The following is a 21,572-nucleotide window of genomic DNA, read 5'->3' on the forward strand; positions in this document are numbered from 1 at the left end:
TCCGAGGATGCCTCCACGATGCCAGATTCATCTCGTTCTGCCTTACTGGTGATCGACGTTCAAAACGACTTCACCCCCGGCGGTCGATTAGCGGTCCCCGAAGGAGACCTGATTGTGCCGCTGATCAACCGGCTCGCCCGCCAGTTCACCCAGGTGGTCATGGCACAGGATTGGCACCCGGCGGGGCACGCGTCATTCGCGTCCAGTCATCCCGGGCACCAGCCCTACGATGTCATCCAGTTGCCTTATGGCGAGCAGACGCTCTGGCCCGACCATTGTGTGCAATCGACACCGGGGGCCGAGTTTCACCGGGAACTTGACCTGCCTCACGCCCAACTGATCATTCGCAAGGGCTGCAATCCGGATATCGACAGCTATTCGGCCTTTCTGGAGGCCGATCGTCATACCACCACGGGGCTGTCCGGCTACCTGAAAGAGCGCGGGATCGATACGGTCTACATGGTGGGGCTGGCACTGGATTTCTGCGTGATGTTTTCGGCGCTGGATGCGCGGGCGGCGGGGTTCAATACTTATGTGGTGATGGATGCGTGCCGGGCGATCGATCTGAATGGATCACTGGCGGCAGCGATTGAGCGGATGCAAAGTGCCGGGGTCGGGTTGATTCAATCCACAGAGCTGGTCTGAACAACGCAATTCCCTGTAGGAGCGAGCCTGCTCGCGAAGGCGGTATGTCAGCCAAGTATGCGTTGACTGACCCGACGCCTTCGCGAGCAGGCTCGCTTCCACAGGTACATTTTCAGCGTCACGCAGCTCAGGCGTTATTGGGCAACCACAGCCGGAAACGTGCCCCGCCCAACGGTGAAGACTCAACGGTCAGTGTGCCGCCCTGTGCTTCCAGCGCGCGACGGCTGATCGCCAGACCAAGACCAAACCCACCCGTAGCCCGATCCCGACTGCGATCAAGTCGATAGAACGGCTCGAAAATCCGCTCTCGCTCATCATCGGGAATACCGATGCCGTCATCATCGACCCAGATCTCACAGCCCTCGGCATTGACCTGCACGCCAATCTGAATGCGTTTTTCGCAATAGCGCATGGCATTGCGCAGCAGGTTCTGGATCGCCCGCGCGGTCAGGCGTGGATCGAGCGAGAAGCGTTCGAGCTGACCGTGCAGCAACACATCGATGACGATCTCCGGCGACTCCAGCTCTTCATCGACACTGCCCAGAATGCTGTCGATGAACTCATCCAGCGACACCTCGACCTGCTCCGGCAGTTGCGCCGGGTTCTGCAAACGGCTGTAAGAGAGCAATTCCAGTACCAACTCATCCAGCTCACGAATGTGCGCGACCAGGCCCAACAAGCGCTCGCGGCTGGCGCTCGGCAAGTCATCGGACAGGGCGAGAGCCAGGCCGAAATCCAGACGAGTCAGTGGCGTACGCAGTTCATGGGATACGGCGTTGAGCAGGTCACGCTGCTGATTGAGCAGGTTTTCGATATCGCCCGCCATGGTGTCGAAAACATTGGCGAGGCTGCCGATGTTGGAGCTCGGAGCGATTTTTGTGCGCTCGCTCAAGTGACCTTTACCGAAGCGTTCGGCAGTGCCTTTGAGGCGTTCCAGATCACGCCAATGCGGGCGCAGCCACATCAACAGGCAGGCGAGCAGACTCGCGCCGATCAGGACGTTGATGCTCCAGTACAACAGATTGACGTCCAGCGGATCCGGCGGCACGACCATTTGCACGGCGGTGGTGTCGTCCAGCGGCGTCACCGCCAACGTGCGCCAGCCCCAGTCGCCAATGCGTACGACGTTTTCACCACGGCGCAGGCGTTGCTGCTCGAGAGCGGTGAACCCGGCATCGTCGATCCGCGCGAGGGCGATGTGCAGCGGCTGGAAATCCTTGTCCATCGACGCCGCCAGCGCCGGCCACTGCTCGTGCGGCACGGCGTGAAACTGACGGGTAATCAGCGATTGCAGACCGCGCGAATAATCGAGGTTGTAAGTGACGAAGCGATCCCGGAACGCCATGACCACCAGATCCGGCACCAGATAGATCGCCGCGCTGTAGGAGACGATCGTCACCAGATACAGGCGAAACAGGATGCGAAACATCAGCTCAGCATTCCCACTCTGAGCGGCTGAACAGATAGCCCTTGCCCCACACGGTCTTGATCTTGCGCGCCTCGCCCGCATGGTCGTCGAACTTGCGGCGCAGCTTGGAAATCGCCACGTCCACCGAGCGGTCGGTGCCGTTGAATTCGATACCGCGCAGGCGTTGCAGGATCTGATCGCGGCTCAACACTTCGCCGGCATGGCGAGCCAGCACCACGAGCAAGTTGTATTCGCCGCTGGACAGCTCGACCGGCTGATCGCGCCACGTCACGGTGCGCTCGGACAGGTCGATGCACAGATTGCCCATGAGAATGCGGTCATTGGCGGTCAGCGGTTCGCCGAGGCTGCTGCGGCGCAACAAGGTGCGCACCCGTGCCAGCAACACGCGCGGTTCGCAAGGTTTTGTGACGTAATCGTCGGCGCCCATTTCCAGGCCCAGCACTTGATCGTGACTGTCATCGCGAGCCGTCAGCATCAGGATCGGCAGCGTCGCCGAATCGGCGCGCAATAAACGGCAGACTTGCAGGCCATCAAGGCCGGGCAGCATCAGGTCGAGGATCACTAGATCCGGCGGATTGACTCGCGCCCGCTCGCGCACATGGTCACCACGGCCGATCACGCTGACGGAATATCCGTTGCGCTCCAGGTAGCTGGAAATCAGTTCGGCGAGGGCGGTGTCGTCTTCGACCAGGAGGATGTTGGGCATGGGGTGATCCAGAAAGTGCTGTGGCGACTGATAAGGCCCATTCGCGAGCAGGCTCGCTCCCACACTTGGAATGCGATCCCCTGTGGGAGCGAGCCTGCTCGCGAAAGCTATCTATCTGTCGCAATAAATTTCAAGACCTGAAGGATATACGCCCTCGCCCATCCCTGAGCAAAACCCTTACACAATTTCACACAGCGCCTACAAAGCTTCACCGCTAATCTCGGCGTCTGCCCGTAGGATGCGGACATCAATATTGGGGGTTGTACATGTCGAAGAAACTGCTGGCCGGACTCGGCCTGATCGCGATGGCGCTGACACTGAGCGCCTGTGATTCATCCTCGAAAGCCGAGGATCAGGCATCACCGGCCACGGTGCGCATCGAGACGCTCGAAGCGCATCCCCTGACGATCAGCAGCGAACTCAGCGGCCGCATCGCCGCGCCACGCATCGCCGAAGTGCGCGCACGGGTGGCCGGTGTGGTCTTGCAACGCACCTTCCGCGAAGGCAGCGACGTGAAAAAAGGCGATGTGCTGTTCCGCATTGACCCGGCGCCGTTCAAGGCTGACCTCGACAGCGCCGAAGCTGCGCTGCGCAAGGCAGAAGCCAATGCCTTTCAAGCGAAACTGCAAGAGCAACGCTACGCCCAGTTGATCGATGACAAAGCCATCAGCGCTCAGGACTACGACAACGCCCGCGCCAATGCCCGGCAAACCGCCGCTGACGTTGCGGCCAACAAGGCTGCCGTCGAACGGGCGAAACTGAATCTGGGTTATGCCACCGTCACCGCGCCGATTTCCGGTCGCGTCGGCCGTGCGCTGGTCACCGAAGGCGCACTGGTCGGGCAGAACGAAACCACACCGTTGGCACTGATTCAGCAGCTCAACCCGATTCACGCCGACCTCACCCAGTCGACCCGTGAACTCAACGAGTTGCGCCGCGCGTTCCGTTCCGGGCTACTGCAGGAAGTCGGCCAGGATCAGGTCAAAGCCACGCTGATTCAGGATGACGGCAGCCTTTATCCGCTGCCAGGCAAATTGCTCTTCAGCGACATCACCGTCGACCCGGGCACGGGTCAGATCATCCTGCGCAGCGAATTCCCAAATCCGGATCTCGACTTGCTGCCGGGCAGTTTCATCCGCGTGCGTCTGGAACAGGCAACCATCCAGAACGGCATTACCGTGCCGCAGCGTGCCGTGCAGCGTGACAGCGCCGGCATTGCTCAGGTGCTGACCGTCGATGAGCAGATGCGCGTCGCTGAGCAACCGGTGCAACTGGGCGCGGTGCAGAACAATCGCTGGATCGTCACCGGCGGCCTCAAGCCCGGCGACCGCATCGTCATCGAAGGCCTGCAACACGCCCGCCCCGGCGAAACCGTGCAGATCGACAACACCCCTCTTCCACTTGCCCAGACCTCTGGTCAGTAAGCAGGACGCTTTTCTATGCCGCAGTTCTTTATCGACCGCCCGGTGTTTGCCTGGGTCGTCGCGCTGTTCATCCTGTTGGCCGGTGCGCTGGCCATCCCACAGTTGCCGGTGGCGCAATACCCCGACGTCGCCCCGCCGCAGATCGAAATCTACGCCGTGTATCCCGGCGCCTCGGCGCAGACCGTCGATGAAAGCGTGGTCAGCCTTATCGAGGAAGAGCTCAACGGCGCCGATCACTTGCTGTATTTCGAATCGCAAAGCAGCCTCGGCAGCGCGACGATCAAAGCCACGTTCCAGCCGGGCACCAACCCGGAGCTGGCGCAAGTCGACGTGCAAAACCGCCTCAAGGTAGTCGAGTCGCGCCTGCCGCAAGCGGTGACTCAGCAGGGTTTGCAGGTTGAAAAAGTCTCGTCCGGTTTTCTCTTGCTGATCACCCTGACCTCCAGCGATGGCAAGCTCGATGACGTGGCGCTCAGCGATTATCTGGCGCGTAACGTGATGAACGAGATCAAGCGTCTGGAGGGCGTCGGCAAGGCGCAGTTGTATGGCGCCGAACGGGCCATGCGCATCTGGATCGATCCGCAGAAGCTGATCGCGTTCAACCTGACGCCTGCCGATGTCAACGCCGCCATCGTCGCGCAGAACGCCCAGGTGTCCGCTGGCAGCATCGGCGATCTGCCGAATCCGTCCAGCCAGGAAATCACTGCGACCATTCTGGTGAAAGGTCAGTTGTCGACACCGCAAGAGTTCGCCGACATCGTGCTCAAGGCCAATCGCGACGGCTCGACCGTGCGCATCGGTGATGTGGCGCGGGTCGAGATCGGCAGTCAGGAATATCAGTTCGGCACCCGCCTCAACGGTAAGCCGTCCACTGCTGTCGGCGTGCAGCTGTCGCCGGGCGCCAACGCGCTGAACACCGCGACCCTGGTGCGGGCGAAGATGGATGAGCTGTCGCGCTACTTCCCGGCGGGCGTGGAATACAAGATTCCGTACGACACTTCGCCGTTCGTCAAAGTCTCGATCACCAAAGTGATTTACACCTTGGGCGAAGCGATGCTGCTGGTGTTTGCGGTGATGTTCCTGTTCCTGCAGAACGTGCGCTACACGTTGATCCCGACGCTAGTGGTGCCGGTGGCGCTGATGGGCACGTTCGCGACCATGCTCGCGCTGGGCTTCTCGATCAACGTGCTGACCATGTTCGGCATGGTCTTGGCCATCGGTATTCTGGTGGACGACGCCATCGTCGTGGTGGAGAACGTCGAGCGGATCATGGCCACCGAGGGCCTGTCGCCCAAGGAAGCCACACGCAAGGCGATGACACAGATTACCGGCGCGATCATCGGTATCACGCTGGTGCTGGTCGCGGTGTTCATTCCGATGGCGTTCATGCAAGGCTCGGTCGGGGTGATTTACCAGCAGTTCTCGCTGTCGATGGCGACATCGATTCTGTTCTCGGCGTTCCTCGCCCTGACCCTCACGCCGGCACTGTGCGCGACGCTGCTCAAGCCGATTGCCAAGGGCGAACACCACGAAAAATCCGGCTTCTTCGGCTGGTTCAACCGCCGCTTCGAGCACCTGACTGATCGCTATCAGGGCTGGGTCGGCTATGCGCTGAAACGCAGCGGCCGTTACCTGCTGATCTACGCTGTGCTGCTGGTTGGACTGGGCCTGTGCTTCGCGCGTCTGCCCTCCTCGTTCCTGCCGGTGGAAGATCAGGGCTACACCATCACGGATATTCAACTGCCGCCCGGCGCTACCAAGAACCGCACGGTGGCCGTGGCTGAACAGCTTGAGGCACATAACGCCAGCGAGCCGGGGATCAGTGACACCGTGGTGATTCTCGGTTTCAGTTTCTCCGGGAGCGGCCAGAACGCAGCCTTGGCGTTCTCGACGCTGAAGGACTGGTCGCAGCGCAGCAGTGATGATGCCGCCAGCTCGATTGCCGATCGCGCCAATATCGCACTGACTGAAATCAAGGACGCCATGGCGTTCTCGGTGCTGCCACCGCCCGTGGATGGCCTCGGCACATCGAGCGGTTTCGAGTTCCGCTTGCAGGATCGCGGCGGCCTCGGCCATGCGACCTTGATGCAAGCGCGCACCGAACTGCTCGCAGCCGCCGAGAAAAGCCCGGTACTGATGAACGTGCGTGAAAGCGCGCTGGCCGAAGCGCCGCAGGTGCAGTTGGTGGTCGACCGCAAGCAGGCCAATGCCCTGGGCGTATCGTTCGCCGATATCGGCAATGTGCTGTCCACTGCCGTCGGCTCCAGCTACATCAACGATTTCCCCAATCAGGGGCGCATGCAGCGTGTTGTCGTGCAAGCCGAAGGCGATCAACGCAGCCAGGTGGCCGATCTGCTGAAAATGCATGTACGTAACAACACCGGGCACATGGTGCCGCTGTCTGCGTTCGTGCAGGCCAACTGGATTCAAGGCCCGGCGCAGTTGACCCGTTACAACGGCTATCCGGCGATTGCGATTTCCGGCGAACCGTCGCCGGGGCACAGCACGGGTGAGGCCATGGCGGAGATTGAACGTCTGGTGGCGCAGGGGCCGAAAGGTCTGGGCCAGGAATGGACAGGGCTGTCGTTGCAGGAACGCTTGTCCGGCAACCAGGCGCCGATCCTGCTTGGGCTGTCGTTGCTGGTGGTGTTCCTGTGTCTGGCGGCGCTGTACGAGAGCTGGTCGATTCCGACCTCGGTGTTGCTGGTAGTGCCGCTGGGCGTGCTCGGCGCGGTGCTGGCGGTGACATTGCGCGGCATGCCCAATGATTTGTTCTTCAAGGTTGGCCTGATCACCATCATCGGTCTGTCGGCGAAGAACGCGATCCTGATCATCGAGTTTGCCAAGAGCCTGTATGACGAAGGTCACGACCTGATCGATGCGACGTTGCAGGCCGCGCGTTTGCGTCTGCGACCGATCGTGATGACTTCGCTGGCATTCATTCTTGGCGTGGTGCCACTGGCCATTGCCACCGGCGCCAGCTCGGCGAGTCAGCAGGCGATCGGCACCGGCGTGATTGGCGGGATGATCACCGCGACGCTGGCGGTCATCTTCGTCCCGGTGTTCTTCGTCGTGGTCATGAAGCTCGTACAACGATTCACCAAACCCCACTGATACCAATTGTGGGAGCGAGCCTGCTCGCGAAAGCGTCCGGTCTGCCAACATCTATGTTGAATCTACCGACGCCTTCGCGAGCAGGCTCGCTCCCACAGGGTTCTTCGTAAACTCGAGTCAGTGGTCATATCCTGCATCGCTGGGCTAAGGTGTCTGAACTACCCTGGCCCATCGAGTCCCCATGCGCTTGCTCGCCCGCACCCACCCTCGCCTGTCTGCCGCCGCCCTCTTCGGCCTCGCCACTGGTCTGTTGGCCCCCGCCGATTCCATCGTCAGCAAAATCCTCATCGGCTGGAACGCCGGTGTCTGGACTTACCTGATCCTGATGTTCTGGCTGACCGTGCGCGCCAAGGCGCCGGACGTCAAACGTATCGCTGAAGTCGAAGACGAAAATGCCGGGCTGGTGCTGTTTGTGGTGTGCATCGCTGCCCTCGCTAGTCTGGCGACCATCACCTTCGAACTCGCGGGCAGCAAAGATCTGGAAACCACGCGCAAGCTCCTGCACTACGGCTTTACCGCCCTCACGGTGATCGGTTCGTGGCTGCTGATCGGAGTGATTTTCTGCGTGCACTACGCGAGGTTGTATTACACCTGCGATAGCAAGGAGCCGGCCCTGCGTTTTGCCGAAGGTCTGACCACGCCCAACTATTGGGACTTCTTGTACTTCTCGTTCACCATCGGTGTGGCAGTGCAGACAGCGGATGTAGGCGTGGCGACACGGGATATACGGAAAATCGTGCTGGCGCAGTCGTTGATCGGATTTGTTTTCAACACAGCAATCCTGGGGTTTTCGATCAATATTGCAGCGGGGTTGTTCGGCTGACGGCGGTGCGAAGCCTTTCAGGATTACCGCCTGCAATTTGATTACCATACGAGCCAGCGAACGATGGTTTGATACGCTTTCCAACATGGGAAATCAGGGCATCACGCTTTAAAGTATAAAAACCGTACTGCATATAAAGAAACACCCTTGCAATCTGCAGAAGCATAAAACTACTCGCCTGTACACCTGTCAACTCTGACAGTATACAAAGTTGCGCACACACGTTTATATGTGACATCCATGCATTAAGCTGGATCTGGCTTATGGATAGGTACCCAACTAAATTCGGAGAACGTTCATGAATGCGCCGCTCAATGTAACCATCCAAACCATAAATTCATTCACTGCCCAAATCTTGCGCAATAACGACGTAGTAAACTTTAACGCCAATTACTTCAATCTGAAACTGGAAGACTACCCGGAATTAGGTGGCAAACAATGGGTATTCACAGCCGAGCACATTGTTAGAGTAGATGAAACCCGAATCGACACGAAAACGATTACCCTGCTTTTCCCTGAAGGCACTGAAGGCGGAACTTTCTTCATTCCCGCTACAACCAAGGGACTCAAAATTGACTACATCGACACAGCTGATGCCGAGCCTCATATTTATTCTGCCATCCAAGGCACAGTATTTCTGAACCTAATACGCAAAGGTGATGAAGTCAGCAAAATCGATGGGAATTTTGATATAACCGTTAGCGACACCGAAGGCAGCTCATTCAAAATCTCCGGCCAATTAAGTTACGACACCGCAATCATTTGAAAAATAGCGAACAATAAAAAGGAAGCCTGGCTTCCTTTTTATTTTATGATTCTTATACAAACATTAGAAGTTATAACTCACTCCGACGCTAGCGCTCCAATCCTGGCTGACGGTTTTACTCGTACTGGTATTGACCTCACTGTAAACCTGCCAGGCTTTTTTCGTCGGCGTCCAGTTTATTCCTGCGCCCAACTCCACAGCAGTAGCCGACAGATCATCATTAAATTGAGTGTCATTCACAGTGACCTTGTTATTTTTTATAAATTCTTGTGAAAGTGCGACTTTTAATCGGGGTTGCAATTTTCCACCATTGGCCAAGGCTATTTCGCTGCCGACCGTGGTACCGACCTTGCCGACCAGTGAGCGGGTGTGATCATTACTGACGCGCAAGCCATTATCAAGCGTGTAGTCCTTGCCCTGAGCGATGGCAGCCGCGACTTGGGTAAAGGGTTCCAGGAACACGCCATTTTCAAAAGCGATATGTTTGCCAACCTCGACCGAACCACTGAGTGCCAGATTCTTATAATCACCTTTGGTTCGTGTTCCATCGCTCATAGTGACTTTGGCACTGTTATCGAACTGGTTGATTTTGGTGACCGTATCAACGTAAAAGCCCGTCGCTGCGTCGTACCAGGTTAGATAGCCGCCAAGATATCCGCTGTTGACAGTCGCGTTGCTCCCTCGTTTCAGATCCATCTCGGTTTTGCTATAACCGACAAAGCCTCCCGCCAGCCATTGGCCATCTCCTATCGGTAAAGGTGCGTCTGCCCCCACCGATACACCTTTCTGGCTTTGTGAATAACCGTCACCATAGGCATTGTCAACATTGTATTGATTGCTATAGTTTCGGATCCAGACCCCGGCTTGAGATTGTCCTGTCGATCGGGCGCTGACACTCGGCTCAGCGCCATTCAAACGTCGATCACCGAGCCGATTATTCAACGTAGTCATTTCTGCATAGAGAATAGTCGGTGCAGTTGCAGCAATTGCCAGGGCCGTATTGGTACCTGTGCTGACCGTCTCTTTGTCCGGAGCAAGGTACAACCCCTCCCCTTCCTTTAACAGTTTATAAGTGAATGCTCCCGCATCCACAGAACCATTCAGTAAAGAGAAAGCGGCATCGCCAGTCGCAATGTTACCGATTTTCAAAGGATTACCCGAAGCTGGATCGTTGGCACTGGCAGCTATCAATAACTGGTGGCTCCCTGTAGCCGTACCGGAAACATTCAAAAAATCACTTTCATCAGCGGCAAGATCTGCTCTCATCGCAAAAATACCAGTGCCCGACAGATTGACGATATCAACACGATTAAACGCATCACCGCCAGTCAAATCAACAGTGCCGCCATTAAGATGCAGTTTACTGACCAGGTTGTTTCCGGTCATTTTCCACTGAGCGCCATTATTCACATCGACGCTCGTGGAGTTATAAATATTCCCCTGGACGACAGACGCAGAGTCAATTACTACAGAAGCACCGCCAGGCACATCGTTAACAATATCCCCTTTGAGAAAGCTTCGGTTATTCACATTAACTGCTGCCGCATTGTGAAGATTACCGGACAACGAGCTATCATTTTGCAATGTGATATTGGCAGACGCGCCATTTGCAATTTCGACGTTTCCAGTGAGTGCGCTGTTATCAACAGTCAGGTTAACTAATCCACCGTTGCCAACCTCTAACAAATTGCCATTTCCGCTAACCAGATCGGCACCATTGCGTACGTGTACGTTAGTAACAATCGAACGCCCGGCGCTATCGACCGCTATAGCGGCACCGCTGCCTCCCGACACGCGCGTGCCATCCAGCACCAGGGTATTGGCGCGATCGATAAAATTATCCCCGCTCAGCAAGATGCCATTCATTCCTCCGACGATACTGCCGCCTTGTGCGAAAACATCGCCGCTGGCCAAGCGTAAACCGTAACCATTGGCGCTATTGGAAATCAGATCAGAACGGGTCAGGTTGAGTGTAGTTTGCGCGCTGACGACCGCTGCTTCTATACCGCCGGTAACCGTAGTTCCAATCAGGGACACCACTGTCTCACGAGGCGCGCTAGGTATACGCCCAACCTGCAACCCTGTGGTATCACTGGTAATCGTGCTGTTTGTGATGACAGCGGTTGAGTTGGTAATGGTGACAGCCGGCTGATTTGCACGCGCCGTGACCGTGGCACGATCGAGCGTCACTGTCGAACCGTTAGTTGCTCGAATATCTTGCAAGGTTCCGGCATTAACAACCAGCTTTGAAGCATTCGAAGAAATATTTAATGTCTCAGCATTATTCACGGTCAACGTAGCACCCCGCCCAATAATAAAGTCCTCCACTGGCGCACTATTATTGATCGTTTCATCGGTGATGATGGCGCGAGCATGAGCCATCGATGTGGACAATACGGAAAAAGCGAGAAACCAGAATTTTCCTGCACGACCCGCCATCAGTTTTTTGTCAAAACAATGCAAAGGCATAAGAATTACCACCCAAAAATAAATCAACAAGGATAACTTGGAGGGGCTTCCCATTAAAGTTTCCTCCCCCAGAATGGCCAGAAGGCTACAGACCAAGTTCTCGCTTTTCTGTAGGACTAATCCTTAACTACTGAAAGAAAAATCTGCGCCGTTGAAAAAACCAAACGGGAAGGCATTTCTCATGCCTCCCGTTTAATCGGACCCGGTTTTATTGACTCTCCCTCTAATCACCTCACTTCATGACAGAACTCACGGTTCCCATTGACCAGAGAAATAATCTTCACTGTGGCATTCGATGTTGCTCGAGTACCATCGGTCCACACCACCGTGTACTTGAGTGATGCATAAGTAATCGCCGGCGCAGGTACAGGGAAAGGATCCGGGCGCGTCTGGATCGGTACAATCTTGGTCAGATATTCCGCGATCTGACCCGTGATGCCCGTCGTGGCTTCGGTTCCGGTTACAGTAATAGGCACATCTTGATCGGTATCAGTGATTGGCGATTGTCCGGCAGCATCAGTAGTCCCAACCCAATGGGCGGTAATGCTTTGCAAGCCAGCCAGAACAGGATTCGCCGCGACCCTGAAAGTCAAAAACGGCAGAGGTGGTTTGACGCCTCGGATGAATCCAACGGTTGGGCAGTTGATAATCGTGCCGTTGTCGAACAACCTGTCAATGACCGGGTCAGGCACTTCCTTCGCGACAGTTGTCACCGTGACCGTTTCATCCAGAGACCGTTGCGGGTTGATACCGCCGATATACGAGAAGCTCCAGTAGGTCAATTTGTCCCCGGCTTGACCATCAACCACTCTCTGGGCGGGCAAAGTACCTTTGTATTCTGTCAAACCTTCCGGTGAAAACTCATTGACGACAAGTCCGTTGTAGAACCACTTACAAACAACGTCGTTACCCAATGGCTCGGTGGTCGGCAATGGAATAATGACCTCCGGATCTGTCAGCAGATCCGGAGGATTCAGTGTATTCAGAATCTTGTCGACCCCACGAAGTTGCACTTTCGCCAGCAATTTATTGATTTCATCAGGCTCATCCGGGTTTTCCTCACCTGGGTAGGAGAAATCCAGATCGGGAGTTGCCGCCGGGGAGTCTTTCGGAGTGAGACCACGCATCCAGGTCCACACGACACGCGTGCCAACTTCACGAACGTCAGGGTCTCCTCCAGCAAGAGAGGCGTAAATCGTTTTCAAGTCAATCCATTTAATCCTGAAGGTCAACTCGGTATTGGTTCCAAACTCTTGCACCGGAGGATCAAGGTCAATTGTTTCAAAATTCTCGAAAAACACAGTAGCCTTGTCGGTGTCTTGCGTATTTAGAGGGCGTAAAACTCTAATCGGTACCCCTGAAGTTCCGTAGAACCTCACATCGGCGAGGTCAATGACGTTATCGCCGGCGGTGTTGGCAGCGTCAATGATCGGAGGAGCGGGGACAGGAAGTGGGACAAATTCGACGATTCGACTGTAGGCGAGCATATCTGCGCTGCGGTTACCCGCCGCATCTTCATAGGCCATGATCAGCCACACGGTACCGTTTGCCAGTTTACTGATGTCCAGCATCGGGATAGACACCTCCCCATTCGCTGGTACAGGATCAACAGTCAAAGTCGGGGTGAGCTGACGTGTAGGCCTTAGCGTTGGGCTCAAGTAAATAAAGCATTTATCTGTAGCTTTAATTTCCCACTTGCCATCGGTGACCGGCAACGTGAACTCCATCCCGGTAGTTCGAATGGTTTCAAGATAGGCCGTATCAATTTTAGCGTTCGCAGGCAGTGGAAAGTCCACTCGGGTGGGTGCCAGAACACGGACATCGCCCTTGTTGTGGAAAGGCGCGAAAGTATCCACGAAACAAGTGGTGATTTCAGAGTATTGAGGGTTGCCGTCCAGTTGTCCCGAACTTTGGATTTTCCACTGGGTAGGTGAGGCAGAACCCGTCGTGAGAATATCCGTGAGCCTGCCCGCAGGCAACGTGACATTCCATTGAGTAGGCCGACCGGAAACAGCGGGGGCCGGTTGACGCAGCCACTCCACCCATGCCCAGCTATCAGGAGCATCCGGGTCGTCGATACCCTCCTGAAAGGCATAGCCCTCGATAACTACTTCGTCTCTGTCACTCGGAAACTCCCATGCGAAAACAGTAACCGTAATGGGAAGATCGGGCTGGCGTGCAACTGTTGTAGTCGCCGCCTGTGCCGCGGCGCTTTTCAATATCGTAACGGGCACTACTCCACCATCTGCCACACCCACAATCACAGGTTTTGGCGAATCTGCCGAAACGCCTATATTTAATCGATTTTTTCTGAGTTCTTTTCGAGAGTTCTCCGCGGCCTGTTGTACAGCGCTTAGCTTCATATCGATTGTCATGTTAACAGCTCCCTTCCGTTTATTAACGACGCCAGCAAAAAAACAACGCAATCCAGCAAGTTTCAAAAAACAACAACAATCAAGGTTCACAGCTGCGATTTGTTCCAGGAATTATCCTGTCTACCTTAATAAGCCCAGGAGATGACTTCGCAAAAGGCACACCGTTTCGGTATATCGAATAGACCGCCAACGCCGAGGAATTTTTTTCCAACGGTTTTACATATTGCTCATAATCGGTTATCAAAAAATCATATCCCTCTACCACTTCCTGAGCGGTCAATACCTTCTTCAGTTCGTGGGTAAACAGCACTGGACCGGAAGCATTCAAACTTGCATACCCGGTCCACTCCAAACGCAACTCGTCGTTCTCGAACCAATCCACCAGCGTTGGCACTGGAATGCGCACGATCACCTTCTCCCATAACCTGGGAGTCGAACCGCAATTCAAATATCCGTGCAGACTTCTACTCGGAAATTCAGGTTCAACCAATAAAACAGGTGGCGTGCGTCTAACGACAAGAATTGTGTCGCCCGAGTAAGCGGGATTTCCTTCCGTGATGGTCTCGTAATGCAAACGGTACGTTCCATCGGCGGCGAAGAACCTAGGCGCAATGACTGGCCGATAATCTGGCTCGGTTAGTGGACTCGGATAGTTTTGATTAAAAACCTCGTCCCCCTCCAAATAAATATAAAGAAAATTCGATGACCCAACCGGCGCCGGAAAAGGCCATCTCGGTACTATTACAGTCAAGCCATTTTGATGGGCAATAGGAAGAATGACTCCATTCGCATCGACCTCAATAACTACCGGGGGGTCGTAATCAAATACACCGATTGGATCAGTGCCAGGCCGCCCCGCTAGGTTTGTTGTTTTTGGATCGTTCATTTGACGTACCTGCTTGAATCGGCTTGCAACGCTATGACTTTTATTAGGCGCTTCAAAATGAGTTCCGCCTACTGTCAGATCTGACAGGGTACGTGACCGCTTGTCGGGATTTTCAGGTTGCATACGTCTTCAGGTAGTAGGCGTGTCTTGACGAAGGCGGAGTATTTGGTGTTATCTGAAACCGGTTTCAACGATTAACAAAACTCATCCAACAAAAATAAAGTTGCCACCATGAACGTCTTCTCCACCGCCCGACGCAGCCGTGTAACCATGCTCGACGTCGCCGAGCGCGCCGGCGTGTCCAAGGCCAGTGTCTCGCGCTTCATCGGCGATGACCGCGCCCTGCTCTCCGATGCCATCGCTCTGCGCATCGAGCACGCCATCGCCGAGCTCGGGTACCGACCTAACCAGATGGCTCGCGGGCTGAAGCGCGGGCGCACACGCCTGATCGGTATGCTCGTCGCCGATATCCGTAACCCTTATTCGATTGCCGTAATGCACGGGGTGGAAACCGCTTGCCGTGCGCATGGCTACAGCCTGGTGGTGTGCAACACCGACCGCGATGACGAGCAGGAACGCCAGCACCTGGCGCTGTTGCGTTCGTACAACATCGAAGGGCTGATCGTGAACACCCTTGGCCATCACCGTGACGAACTGCATGAACTGCGCCGCGAGATGCCGCTGGTGCTGGTGGATCGCAAGGTCGACGGGCTCGACAGCGACATGGTCGGGCTGAACAACCCGCAAGCCGTTGAGATGGCGATCACGCATCTGGAGCAGCATGGATATCGGGATCTGGTGCTGGTGACTGAACCGTATGACGGCACCAGCTCGCGGATCGAGCGGGTCAGCAGTTTTCAGGCGCAGATCGCGCTGCACTCGAACCTGGCCGGGGCGGTGCTAGAAACCGGCGATGACCTGAGCACGCAACTTCAAACCTTTTTAAACACTCCCGGCGACGGCCCGAAAGCATTGTTTTGCGCCAATGGTGTGGCGGCGCTTGCTGCCACAACGGCATTGCGGGAGATGGGTGTGCGGTTGTTCGAGGATGTCGGGCTGATTGCCCTGGACGATCTGGATTGGTATCCGTTGGTGGGCAGCGGGATTACCGCGCTGGCTCAGCCGACGCAGGAGATTGGCGCGCGGGCGTTTGAGTGTTTGCTCAAGCGGTTGCGTGGGGATGATGAGGTGGCGCGGGTGGTGGATTTTGCGCCGGTGCTGATGGAGCGTGGATCGACCCGTGAGGTTGGCGGTGTTTGAGCTGACGCTATCGCTGGCAAGCCAGCTCCCACAGGTTCAGAGGTGTACCAAGTCTTTGTGTACGACCCGAACACTGTGGGAGCTGGCTTGCCAGCGATGAGGCCCAAAAGGACAACACAGAAACACCTGAAATTTTTTTGAACAAAAATGAAACCGGTTTCAGAGGTCAATAACAATGAATAAACCCGCCGTTTCCATCAGCCTGTCCAGCTACGGCGCCGAGCTTGTACGCCAGCGCGGGCAGGATGCTTTCATCGAGATGCTGGCTGCCGCCGGGGCCAATCGCATTGAGTGGCGCGAGGAACTGCTGACGCGTGAAGACCCTGCGCAGCTGGCGCAGGCCACGCAGGCGCAGGGCTTGCTAAGCATCTATTCCTCACCGACCGAACTGTGGCTGGCCGGTCAGGCGCAGCCCAATCCCGAGTTGATCACCGCACTGCAACAAGCCGAAGCGTTCGGCTCGAAATGGCTGAAAGTCTCCCTCGGCTACTTCACCGACACCGACGATCTGCAAGCCTTGGCCGAACGCCTGAAGCGCACTTCAGTGCAACTGCTGGTGGAAAACGACCAGACTCTGCACGGCGGACGCATCGAACCGTTTCAGCGCTTCTTCGCCGCCGTCGAGCAGCACAATCTGCCGATCAAAATGACTTTCGACATTGGCAACTGGCAGTGGCAGGACCAGTCCGCCACCAGCGCCGCCCGCCTGCTCGGCCGCCATGTCGGCTATGTGCACTGCAAAGCCGTGGCCCGTCGCGCCGACGGCAAACTGGTGGCGGTGCCGCCGGCCGTCAGTGACCTGCATCTGTGGGAACAACTGTTGCGGCACATGGCCCAAGGCGTTATGCGCGCCGCCGAATATCCGTTGCAGGGCGATGATCTGGTGCAACTGACCACCGAGCACGTCGCCGCCCTCGCCCGCCTCGGCCAATCGCGTCTGGAGCCTGCTCATGTCTGAGATCGATATTCTCTCGTTCGGCGAAACCATGGCGATGCTGGTCGCCGAGCAGACCGGTGATCTGGCGGCAGTCGAAGACTTTCACAAGCGCATCGCCGGGGCCGACAGCAATGTCGCGATCGGGCTGTCGCGCCTGGGTTTCAACGTCGCGTGGCTGAGCCGGGTCGGCGACGATTCGCTCGGGCGCTTTGTGGTCGAAGCCTTGATCAAGGAAGGTCTGGATTGCAGCCACGTCGACGTCGACAAACAGCACCCGACCGGTTTCCAGTTCAAATCGCGCAATGACGATGGCAGCGACCCGCAGGTCGAGTATTTCCGACGCGGTTCGGCGGCCAGTCATTTGTCGCCGCAGTCGATTACGACCAATCTGCTGAGCGCTCGCCATCTTCATGCGACTGGCATTCCTCCAGCGCTCTCGGCCTCGGCGCGGGAGATGTCCTTTGAATTGATGACACGCATGCGCAACGCCGGACGCAGCGTGTCGTTCGATCCCAATCTGCGCCCGAGCCTGTGGGCCAGCGAGCGCGAGATGATCGGCGAGATCAACCGCCTCGCCGCTCTCGCCCATTGGGTGCTGCCGGGGTTGAGCGAAGGCCGTTTGCTCACCGGTTTCGAAGACCCGGCGGACATTGCTGCGTTTTATCTTGATCAAGGTGCCGAAGCGGTGGCGATCAAGCTTGGCCCGGAAGGCGCTTATTACCGAACGCATCTGGCATCGGGATTTGTCGCCGGTGTGCCGGTAGCGCATGTCGTCGACACGGTCGGTGCCGGTGATGGTTTTGCGGTGGGTATGATCAGTGCCCTGCTTGAGCACCAGAGTTTTGCCGAGGCGGTGCAGCGTGCGAACTGGATTGGCAGTCGGGCGGTGCAGAGTCGCGGGGATATGGAGGGCCTTCCAACTCGGGCTGAACTCCTCACTGAATTCGAAGGCGCCGATCGCGAGCAGGCTCACTCCTACAAGGGAACGCATTTCAAATGTAGGAGTGAGCCTGCTCGCGATGGGGCCGTCACAGACAACTGATCAATTGAACCTGCTGCGACAAAAACAACAAGCTCAGGAGCAAGACCCATGAAAACCGCAACCCTCGCCACCCGCCGCTGGTGGTACATCATGCCTATCGTGTTCATCACCTACAGCCTGGCGTATCTGGATCGCGCCAACTACGGCTTCGCCGCCGCATCGGGCATGGCCGAAGACCTGATGATCACCCCGGGCCTGTCATCGCTGCTCGGTGCGCTGTTCTTCCTCGGTTACTTTTTCTTCCAGGTGCCGGGTGCGATCTACGCGCAAAAACACAGCGTGAAGAAACTGATTTTCGTCAGCCTGATTCTCTGGGGCGGTCTCGCCACGTTGACCGGCGTGGTCTCCAACGCCTATTGGCTGATCGTCATCCGCTTCATGCTCGGCGTGGTCGAAGCCGCTGTAATGCCGGCGATGCTGGTGTATCTGTGCCATTGGTTTACCCGTGCCGAACGCTCACGGGCCAATACCTTTCTGATCCTTGGCAACCCGGTGACGATGCTGTGGATGTCGGTGGTTTCGGGTTATCTGGTGCAGCATTTCAGCTGGCGCTGGATGTTCATCATTGAGGGCCTGCCGGCGGTACTCTGGGCGTTTATCTGGTGGCGTCTGGCCGATGATCGTCCAGCGCAGGCCAAGTGGCTCAACGAGCAGGAAAAGCAGGATCTGGAAAGCGCACTGGCTGCTGAACAGGTCGGTATCAAAGCAGTGAAGAACTACGCCGAGGCGTTCCGTTCGCCGAAGGTGATCATTCTCGCGCTGCAGTTTTTCTGCTGGAGCATCGGCGTTTACGGCTTTGTGCTGTGGCTGCCGTCGATCCTCAAGGCCGGCGCGCAAATGGACATGATCGAAGCCGGCTGGCTGTCGGCGCTGCCGTATCTGGCGGCGGTGATCGGCATGCTTGTGGTGTCGTGGGGTTCGGACAAGTTGCAAAAGCGCAAACGCTTCGTCTGGCCGCCACTGCTGATCGCATCGATCGCGTTTTACGGCTCCTACGCGCTGGGCGCAGAACACTTCTGGTGGTCGTACACGCTACTGGTAATTGCCGGCGCGTGCATGTACGCGCCTTACGGGCCGTTCTTTGCCATCGTCCCGGAGATTCTCCCGGCCAACGTTGCCGGTGGCGCCATGGCGCTGATTAACAGCATGGGCGCGCTCGGTTCGTTCGGCGGCTCGTATCTGGTCGGTTACCTGAACAGCTCCACCGGTTCGCCCGGCGCTTCGTACCTATTGATGAGCGGCGCGTTGCTGCTGTCGGTGGTGTTAACGATTTTTCTCAAGCCCGGCGCCAGTGATCGCGTCGTCGCCAAAGCCGTCGCCACGCGTGCCGTGCCGGCGCACTCCTGAAGAGATTTTTGCCATGAAAAAACAGGTCGTGTTGTACAAGAAACTTTCACCCGCGCTGATGGCTCGTCTGCAAGAGCAGTGTGAGGTGACGCTGATCAACAGCCTCGACGCCGACGGCCTCATGCAACTGCGTGATGCCCTGCCCCGCGCCCAAGGTTTACTCGGCGCCAGCCTGAAACTCGACGCAGCCTTGCTCGATCTCGCGCCGCAACTCGAAGCCATCGCCAGCGTCTCGGTCGGCGTCGATAACTACGACATCGATTACCTGACCCGGCGCAAGATTCTCCTGAGCAACACCCCGGACGTGCTCACCGAAACCACCGCCGACACCGGTTTCGCCCTGATCCTCGCCGCTGCCCGGCGTGTGGTGGAACTGGCGAACATGGTGCGCAGCGGCCAATGGAGCCGCAATATCGGCCCGGCGCATTTCGGCACCGATGTACATGGCAAGACGCTGGGGATTATCGGCATGGGCCGTATCGGCGAAGCGCTGGCGCAGCGTGGGCATTTCGGATTCGGTATGCCGGTGATCTATCACAGCCAGTCGCGCAAACCGGCGGTCGAGGCGCGATTCGATGCGCAATACCGCAGCCTCGAAGATCTGCTCAAGCAGGCCGACTTCATTTGCCTGACCTTGCCGCTGACGGCGCAGACCGAAGGTTTGATCGGCGCCGAGCAGTTCGCGCTGATGCGCCCGGAAAGCATCTTCATCAATATCTCGCGGGGCAAGGTGGTCGATGAGGCGGCGATGATCGAGTCGCTGCGTCATCAACGGATTCGGGCGGCGGGGCTGGATGTGTTCGAGCGTGAGCCGCTGAATCACGATTCGCCGTTGTTGCAACTCAATAATGTGGTGGCGACGCCGCACATGGGCTCGGCGACGTATGAGACGCGGGAGGCGATGGCGCGGTGTGCGGTGGAGAATTTGTTGGCTGCGTTGAAGGGAGAGAGGCCGGCGAATCTGGTGAATCCATCGGCCTGGCAGGGTTGAGATCTTCAGTGCCTGTTCTTGCCTAATCGCTGGCAAGCCAGCTCCCACAGGGTTTTCGGGCGGACACAACTATCATGTCCACCTCAAATCACTGTGGGAGCTGGCTTGCCAGCGATGGGCCAGTGCAGGCAACCCAACACCATCAAGCACTACGCGCCTGTAAAAGCTGCGCCGCACACAACGCAATCCGCGCACAGGCATCCGCGAGTTTCACCCGATCGACCACCAAACCAATGCGGATATGCCCCGCCGCGCTCGGCCCGAATGCCTCCCCGGCCAGCACCGACACGCCATAGCCCTGCAGCAACCGTTCGGCAAACGCCTGTGCGCCGAGACCGGTCTGGCGCACATCAACCATCACAAACATGCCGCCATCCGGGCGAATCGGGTACAACCCCGGACATCCGTGCAAACGCTCGCACACCAGGTCCCGGCGCAGGCGATATTCCTCGCGCATTTGCGTCACTTCCGGCAGGTCTGACTGCAACGCAATCTCTGCGGCTTTCTGCACAAAATCCGGCAGGCCAAACAACATGCTCAGCGACAAATTGACCAAATGCTCGGCCAACGACTTCGGCCCGATCATCCAGCCGATGCGCCAGCCGGTCATGGCGTGGGATTTCGACAGGCTGTTGATCGTCGCCGTGCGCTCGGCCATGCCCGGCAGGCTCGCCGGGCTGACGTGCTGACCTTCGTAAAGCAAATCGCTGTAGACCTCGTCGCTGATCAGCCACAAGTCATGGCGGATGCACAGCGCCGCCAGTTCTTGCCAGATCAGCAGTGACAGGCTTGCGCCGCTGGGGTTGTTCGGACTGTTGAGCAGCATGGCGCGGGTTTTCGGGGTGATACGCGCGGCAACATCCACCGGGTCGACGCGAAAGCCGTTTTCCGGACGCACCGGCACCGGCACCACCGTTGCGCCACACGCGCCAAACACGCCTTCGTAGGTGACGTACATGGGTTCGGCGACGATCACTTCATCGCCGGGATCGAGCAGACATTGCGCCACCGAATACACCGCGCATTGCGCGCCGGGCATGATGATTACGTGGTCGGCATCCACCGCTTGCCCGCTACGCCGACGATGGCGGTCGGCAATCAGCTTGCGCAGCGCCAGACGACCACGCACTTCGGAGTAATGGGTATCGCCCGCCAGCAAACTGTCGATCGCGCCGTGGACAATCGGCAGCGGTGTATCGAAATCCGGGTCGCCCACGCTCAGCAGCAAGATATCGACACCCTCGGCGCGCAGCTCCAGCGCTCGGTCGTGAATCTGCCAGGCAGCGGCTCCCTCCCCGGCGATTCGTTGGGTCAAGGCTGAATAGCGCATGTACGTCTCCTGATTGCGCGGTCTCCAG

Annotated in this window: 16 protein-coding genes; 10 read left to right on the plus strand and 6 right to left on the minus strand. The window is 57.3% G+C overall.

Going from position 1 to position 21,572, the window contains the following annotated elements:
• The first annotated feature begins 18 nt into the window (after positions 1 to 18).
• Positions 19 to 645: a bifunctional nicotinamidase/pyrazinamidase gene (gene pncA / locus LOY43_RS15250; RefSeq protein ID WP_258708306.1), complete on the plus strand. Its 627-nt coding sequence runs from the start codon at positions 19 to 21 to the stop codon at positions 643 to 645.
• Between the two features lie 127 nt (positions 646 to 772).
• Here the strand turns inward: pncA and LOY43_RS15255 are convergent, their stop codons facing one another.
• A complete protein-coding gene (locus LOY43_RS15255; RefSeq protein ID WP_095126333.1) occupies positions 773 to 2,074 on the minus strand; it encodes an ATP-binding protein in 1,302 nt (433 codons plus the stop codon).
• A gap of 4 nt (positions 2,075 to 2,078) precedes the next feature.
• The gene (locus tag LOY43_RS15260; RefSeq protein WP_007912171.1) at positions 2,079 to 2,780 is read right to left on the minus strand and encodes a response regulator transcription factor; all 702 of its coding nucleotides are present in this window, start codon (positions 2,778 to 2,780) and stop codon (positions 2,079 to 2,081) included.
• Between the two features lie 266 nt (positions 2,781 to 3,046).
• Here LOY43_RS15260 and LOY43_RS15265 point away from each other — a divergent pair, with 266 nt between their 5' ends.
• The 4 genes from LOY43_RS15265 to LOY43_RS15280 all read left to right on the plus strand — a co-directional run bounded on the left by LOY43_RS15265 (position 3,047) and on the right by LOY43_RS15280 (position 8,907).
• Positions 3,047 to 4,204 carry an efflux RND transporter periplasmic adaptor subunit gene (locus LOY43_RS15265; RefSeq protein WP_258708307.1) on the plus strand — a complete coding sequence of 386 codons (1,158 nt, stop codon included), beginning with the start codon at positions 3,047 to 3,049 and terminating at the stop codon, positions 4,202 to 4,204.
• A gap of 15 nt (positions 4,205 to 4,219) precedes the next feature.
• Positions 4,220 to 7,318, plus strand: a complete 3,099-nt coding sequence (locus LOY43_RS15270; protein ID WP_258708308.1) for an efflux RND transporter permease subunit — start codon at positions 4,220 to 4,222, stop codon at positions 7,316 to 7,318.
• 181 nt (positions 7,319 to 7,499) lie between these two features.
• On the plus strand, positions 7,500 to 8,141 hold the full coding sequence (locus LOY43_RS15275) for a DUF1345 domain-containing protein (RefSeq protein ID WP_220556288.1): 642 nt from the start codon (positions 7,500 to 7,502) through the stop codon (positions 8,139 to 8,141).
• A 298-nt stretch (positions 8,142 to 8,439) separates the two neighbouring features.
• On the plus strand, positions 8,440 to 8,907 hold the full coding sequence (locus LOY43_RS15280) for a hypothetical protein (RefSeq protein ID WP_095126335.1): 468 nt from the start codon (positions 8,440 to 8,442) through the stop codon (positions 8,905 to 8,907).
• A gap of 63 nt (positions 8,908 to 8,970) precedes the next feature.
• Here the strand turns inward: LOY43_RS15280 and LOY43_RS15285 are convergent, their stop codons facing one another.
• The 3 genes from LOY43_RS15285 to LOY43_RS15295 all read right to left on the minus strand — a co-directional run bounded on the left by LOY43_RS15285 (position 8,971) and on the right by LOY43_RS15295 (position 14,760).
• The gene (locus tag LOY43_RS15285) at positions 8,971 to 11,430 is read right to left on the minus strand and encodes an autotransporter outer membrane beta-barrel domain-containing protein (protein ID WP_258708309.1); all 2,460 of its coding nucleotides are present in this window, start codon (positions 11,428 to 11,430) and stop codon (positions 8,971 to 8,973) included.
• A gap of 173 nt (positions 11,431 to 11,603) precedes the next feature.
• Positions 11,604 to 13,751, minus strand: coding sequence for a hypothetical protein (locus LOY43_RS15290; protein WP_258708310.1), 2,148 nt, complete (start codon positions 13,749 to 13,751; stop codon positions 11,604 to 11,606).
• Between the two features lie 79 nt (positions 13,752 to 13,830).
• Positions 13,831 to 14,760, minus strand: a complete 930-nt coding sequence (locus LOY43_RS15295; RefSeq protein ID WP_258708311.1) for a hypothetical protein — start codon at positions 14,758 to 14,760, stop codon at positions 13,831 to 13,833.
• Positions 14,761 to 14,868: 108 nt separating this feature from the next.
• Here LOY43_RS15295 and LOY43_RS15300 point away from each other — a divergent pair, with 108 nt between their 5' ends.
• From LOY43_RS15300 to LOY43_RS15320, 5 genes are all read left to right on the plus strand, one after another.
• On the plus strand, positions 14,869 to 15,897 hold the full coding sequence (locus tag LOY43_RS15300) for a LacI family DNA-binding transcriptional regulator (RefSeq protein ID WP_258708312.1): 1,029 nt from the start codon (positions 14,869 to 14,871) through the stop codon (positions 15,895 to 15,897).
• 175 nt (positions 15,898 to 16,072) lie between these two features.
• Positions 16,073 to 16,855 carry a sugar phosphate isomerase/epimerase gene (locus tag LOY43_RS15305; RefSeq protein WP_258708313.1) on the plus strand — a complete coding sequence of 261 codons (783 nt, stop codon included), beginning with the start codon at positions 16,073 to 16,075 and terminating at the stop codon, positions 16,853 to 16,855.
• On the plus strand, positions 16,848 to 17,876 hold the full coding sequence (locus LOY43_RS15310; protein ID WP_258708314.1) for a sugar kinase: 1,029 nt from the start codon (positions 16,848 to 16,850) through the stop codon (positions 17,874 to 17,876). Before LOY43_RS15305 ends, LOY43_RS15310 begins: the two co-directional genes overlap by 8 nt.
• A gap of 48 nt (positions 17,877 to 17,924) precedes the next feature.
• Positions 17,925 to 19,223: an MFS transporter gene (locus LOY43_RS15315; RefSeq protein WP_095050893.1), complete on the plus strand. Its 1,299-nt coding sequence runs from the start codon at positions 17,925 to 17,927 to the stop codon at positions 19,221 to 19,223.
• A gap of 13 nt (positions 19,224 to 19,236) precedes the next feature.
• Positions 19,237 to 20,214, plus strand: a complete 978-nt coding sequence (locus LOY43_RS15320) for a D-glycerate dehydrogenase (RefSeq protein ID WP_095126339.1) — start codon at positions 19,237 to 19,239, stop codon at positions 20,212 to 20,214.
• 142 nt (positions 20,215 to 20,356) lie between these two features.
• Here LOY43_RS15320 and LOY43_RS15325 read toward each other — a convergent pair whose 3' ends face one another.
• On the minus strand, positions 20,357 to 21,544 hold the full coding sequence (locus LOY43_RS15325) for a pyridoxal phosphate-dependent aminotransferase (RefSeq protein ID WP_258708315.1): 1,188 nt from the start codon (positions 21,542 to 21,544) through the stop codon (positions 20,357 to 20,359).
• Positions 21,545 to 21,572: the final 28 nt, after the last annotated feature.

Source organism: Pseudomonas sp. B21-041, assembly GCF_024748675.1.
Lineage (GTDB): Bacteria > Pseudomonadota > Gammaproteobacteria > Pseudomonadales > Pseudomonadaceae > Aquipseudomonas > Aquipseudomonas neuropathica.

What these genes read in the sequence shown, in the direction of transcription:
- LOY43_RS15300 (WP_258708312.1), top strand. Translation starts at nt 14,869, where the DNA reads ATGAACGTCTTCTCCACCGCCCGACGCAGCCGTGTAACCATGCTCGAC.
- LOY43_RS15325 (WP_258708315.1), bottom strand. Translation starts at nt 21,544, where the DNA reads ATGCGCTATTCAGCCTTGACCCAACGAATCGCCGGGGAGGGAGCCGCT.
- pncA (WP_258708306.1), top strand. Translation starts at nt 19, where the DNA reads ATGCCAGATTCATCTCGTTCTGCCTTACTGGTGATCGACGTTCAAAAC.
- LOY43_RS15310 (WP_258708314.1), top strand. Translation starts at nt 16,848, where the DNA reads ATGTCTGAGATCGATATTCTCTCGTTCGGCGAAACCATGGCGATGCTG.
- LOY43_RS15315 (WP_095050893.1), top strand. Translation starts at nt 17,925, where the DNA reads ATGAAAACCGCAACCCTCGCCACCCGCCGCTGGTGGTACATCATGCCT.
- LOY43_RS15290 (WP_258708310.1), bottom strand. Translation starts at nt 13,751, where the DNA reads ATGACAATCGATATGAAGCTAAGCGCTGTACAACAGGCCGCGGAGAAC.
- LOY43_RS15270 (WP_258708308.1), top strand. Translation starts at nt 4,220, where the DNA reads ATGCCGCAGTTCTTTATCGACCGCCCGGTGTTTGCCTGGGTCGTCGCG.
- LOY43_RS15255 (WP_095126333.1), bottom strand. Translation starts at nt 2,074, where the DNA reads ATGTTTCGCATCCTGTTTCGCCTGTATCTGGTGACGATCGTCTCCTAC.
- LOY43_RS15280 (WP_095126335.1), top strand. Translation starts at nt 8,440, where the DNA reads ATGAATGCGCCGCTCAATGTAACCATCCAAACCATAAATTCATTCACT.
- LOY43_RS15295 (WP_258708311.1), bottom strand. Translation starts at nt 14,760, where the DNA reads ATGCAACCTGAAAATCCCGACAAGCGGTCACGTACCCTGTCAGATCTG.
- LOY43_RS15305 (WP_258708313.1), top strand. Translation starts at nt 16,073, where the DNA reads ATGAATAAACCCGCCGTTTCCATCAGCCTGTCCAGCTACGGCGCCGAG.
- LOY43_RS15320 (WP_095126339.1), top strand. Translation starts at nt 19,237, where the DNA reads ATGAAAAAACAGGTCGTGTTGTACAAGAAACTTTCACCCGCGCTGATG.
- LOY43_RS15285 (WP_258708309.1), bottom strand. Translation starts at nt 11,430, where the DNA reads ATGGGAAGCCCCTCCAAGTTATCCTTGTTGATTTATTTTTGGGTGGTA.
- LOY43_RS15260 (WP_007912171.1), bottom strand. Translation starts at nt 2,780, where the DNA reads ATGCCCAACATCCTCCTGGTCGAAGACGACACCGCCCTCGCCGAACTG.
- LOY43_RS15265 (WP_258708307.1), top strand. Translation starts at nt 3,047, where the DNA reads ATGTCGAAGAAACTGCTGGCCGGACTCGGCCTGATCGCGATGGCGCTG.
- LOY43_RS15275 (WP_220556288.1), top strand. Translation starts at nt 7,500, where the DNA reads ATGCGCTTGCTCGCCCGCACCCACCCTCGCCTGTCTGCCGCCGCCCTC.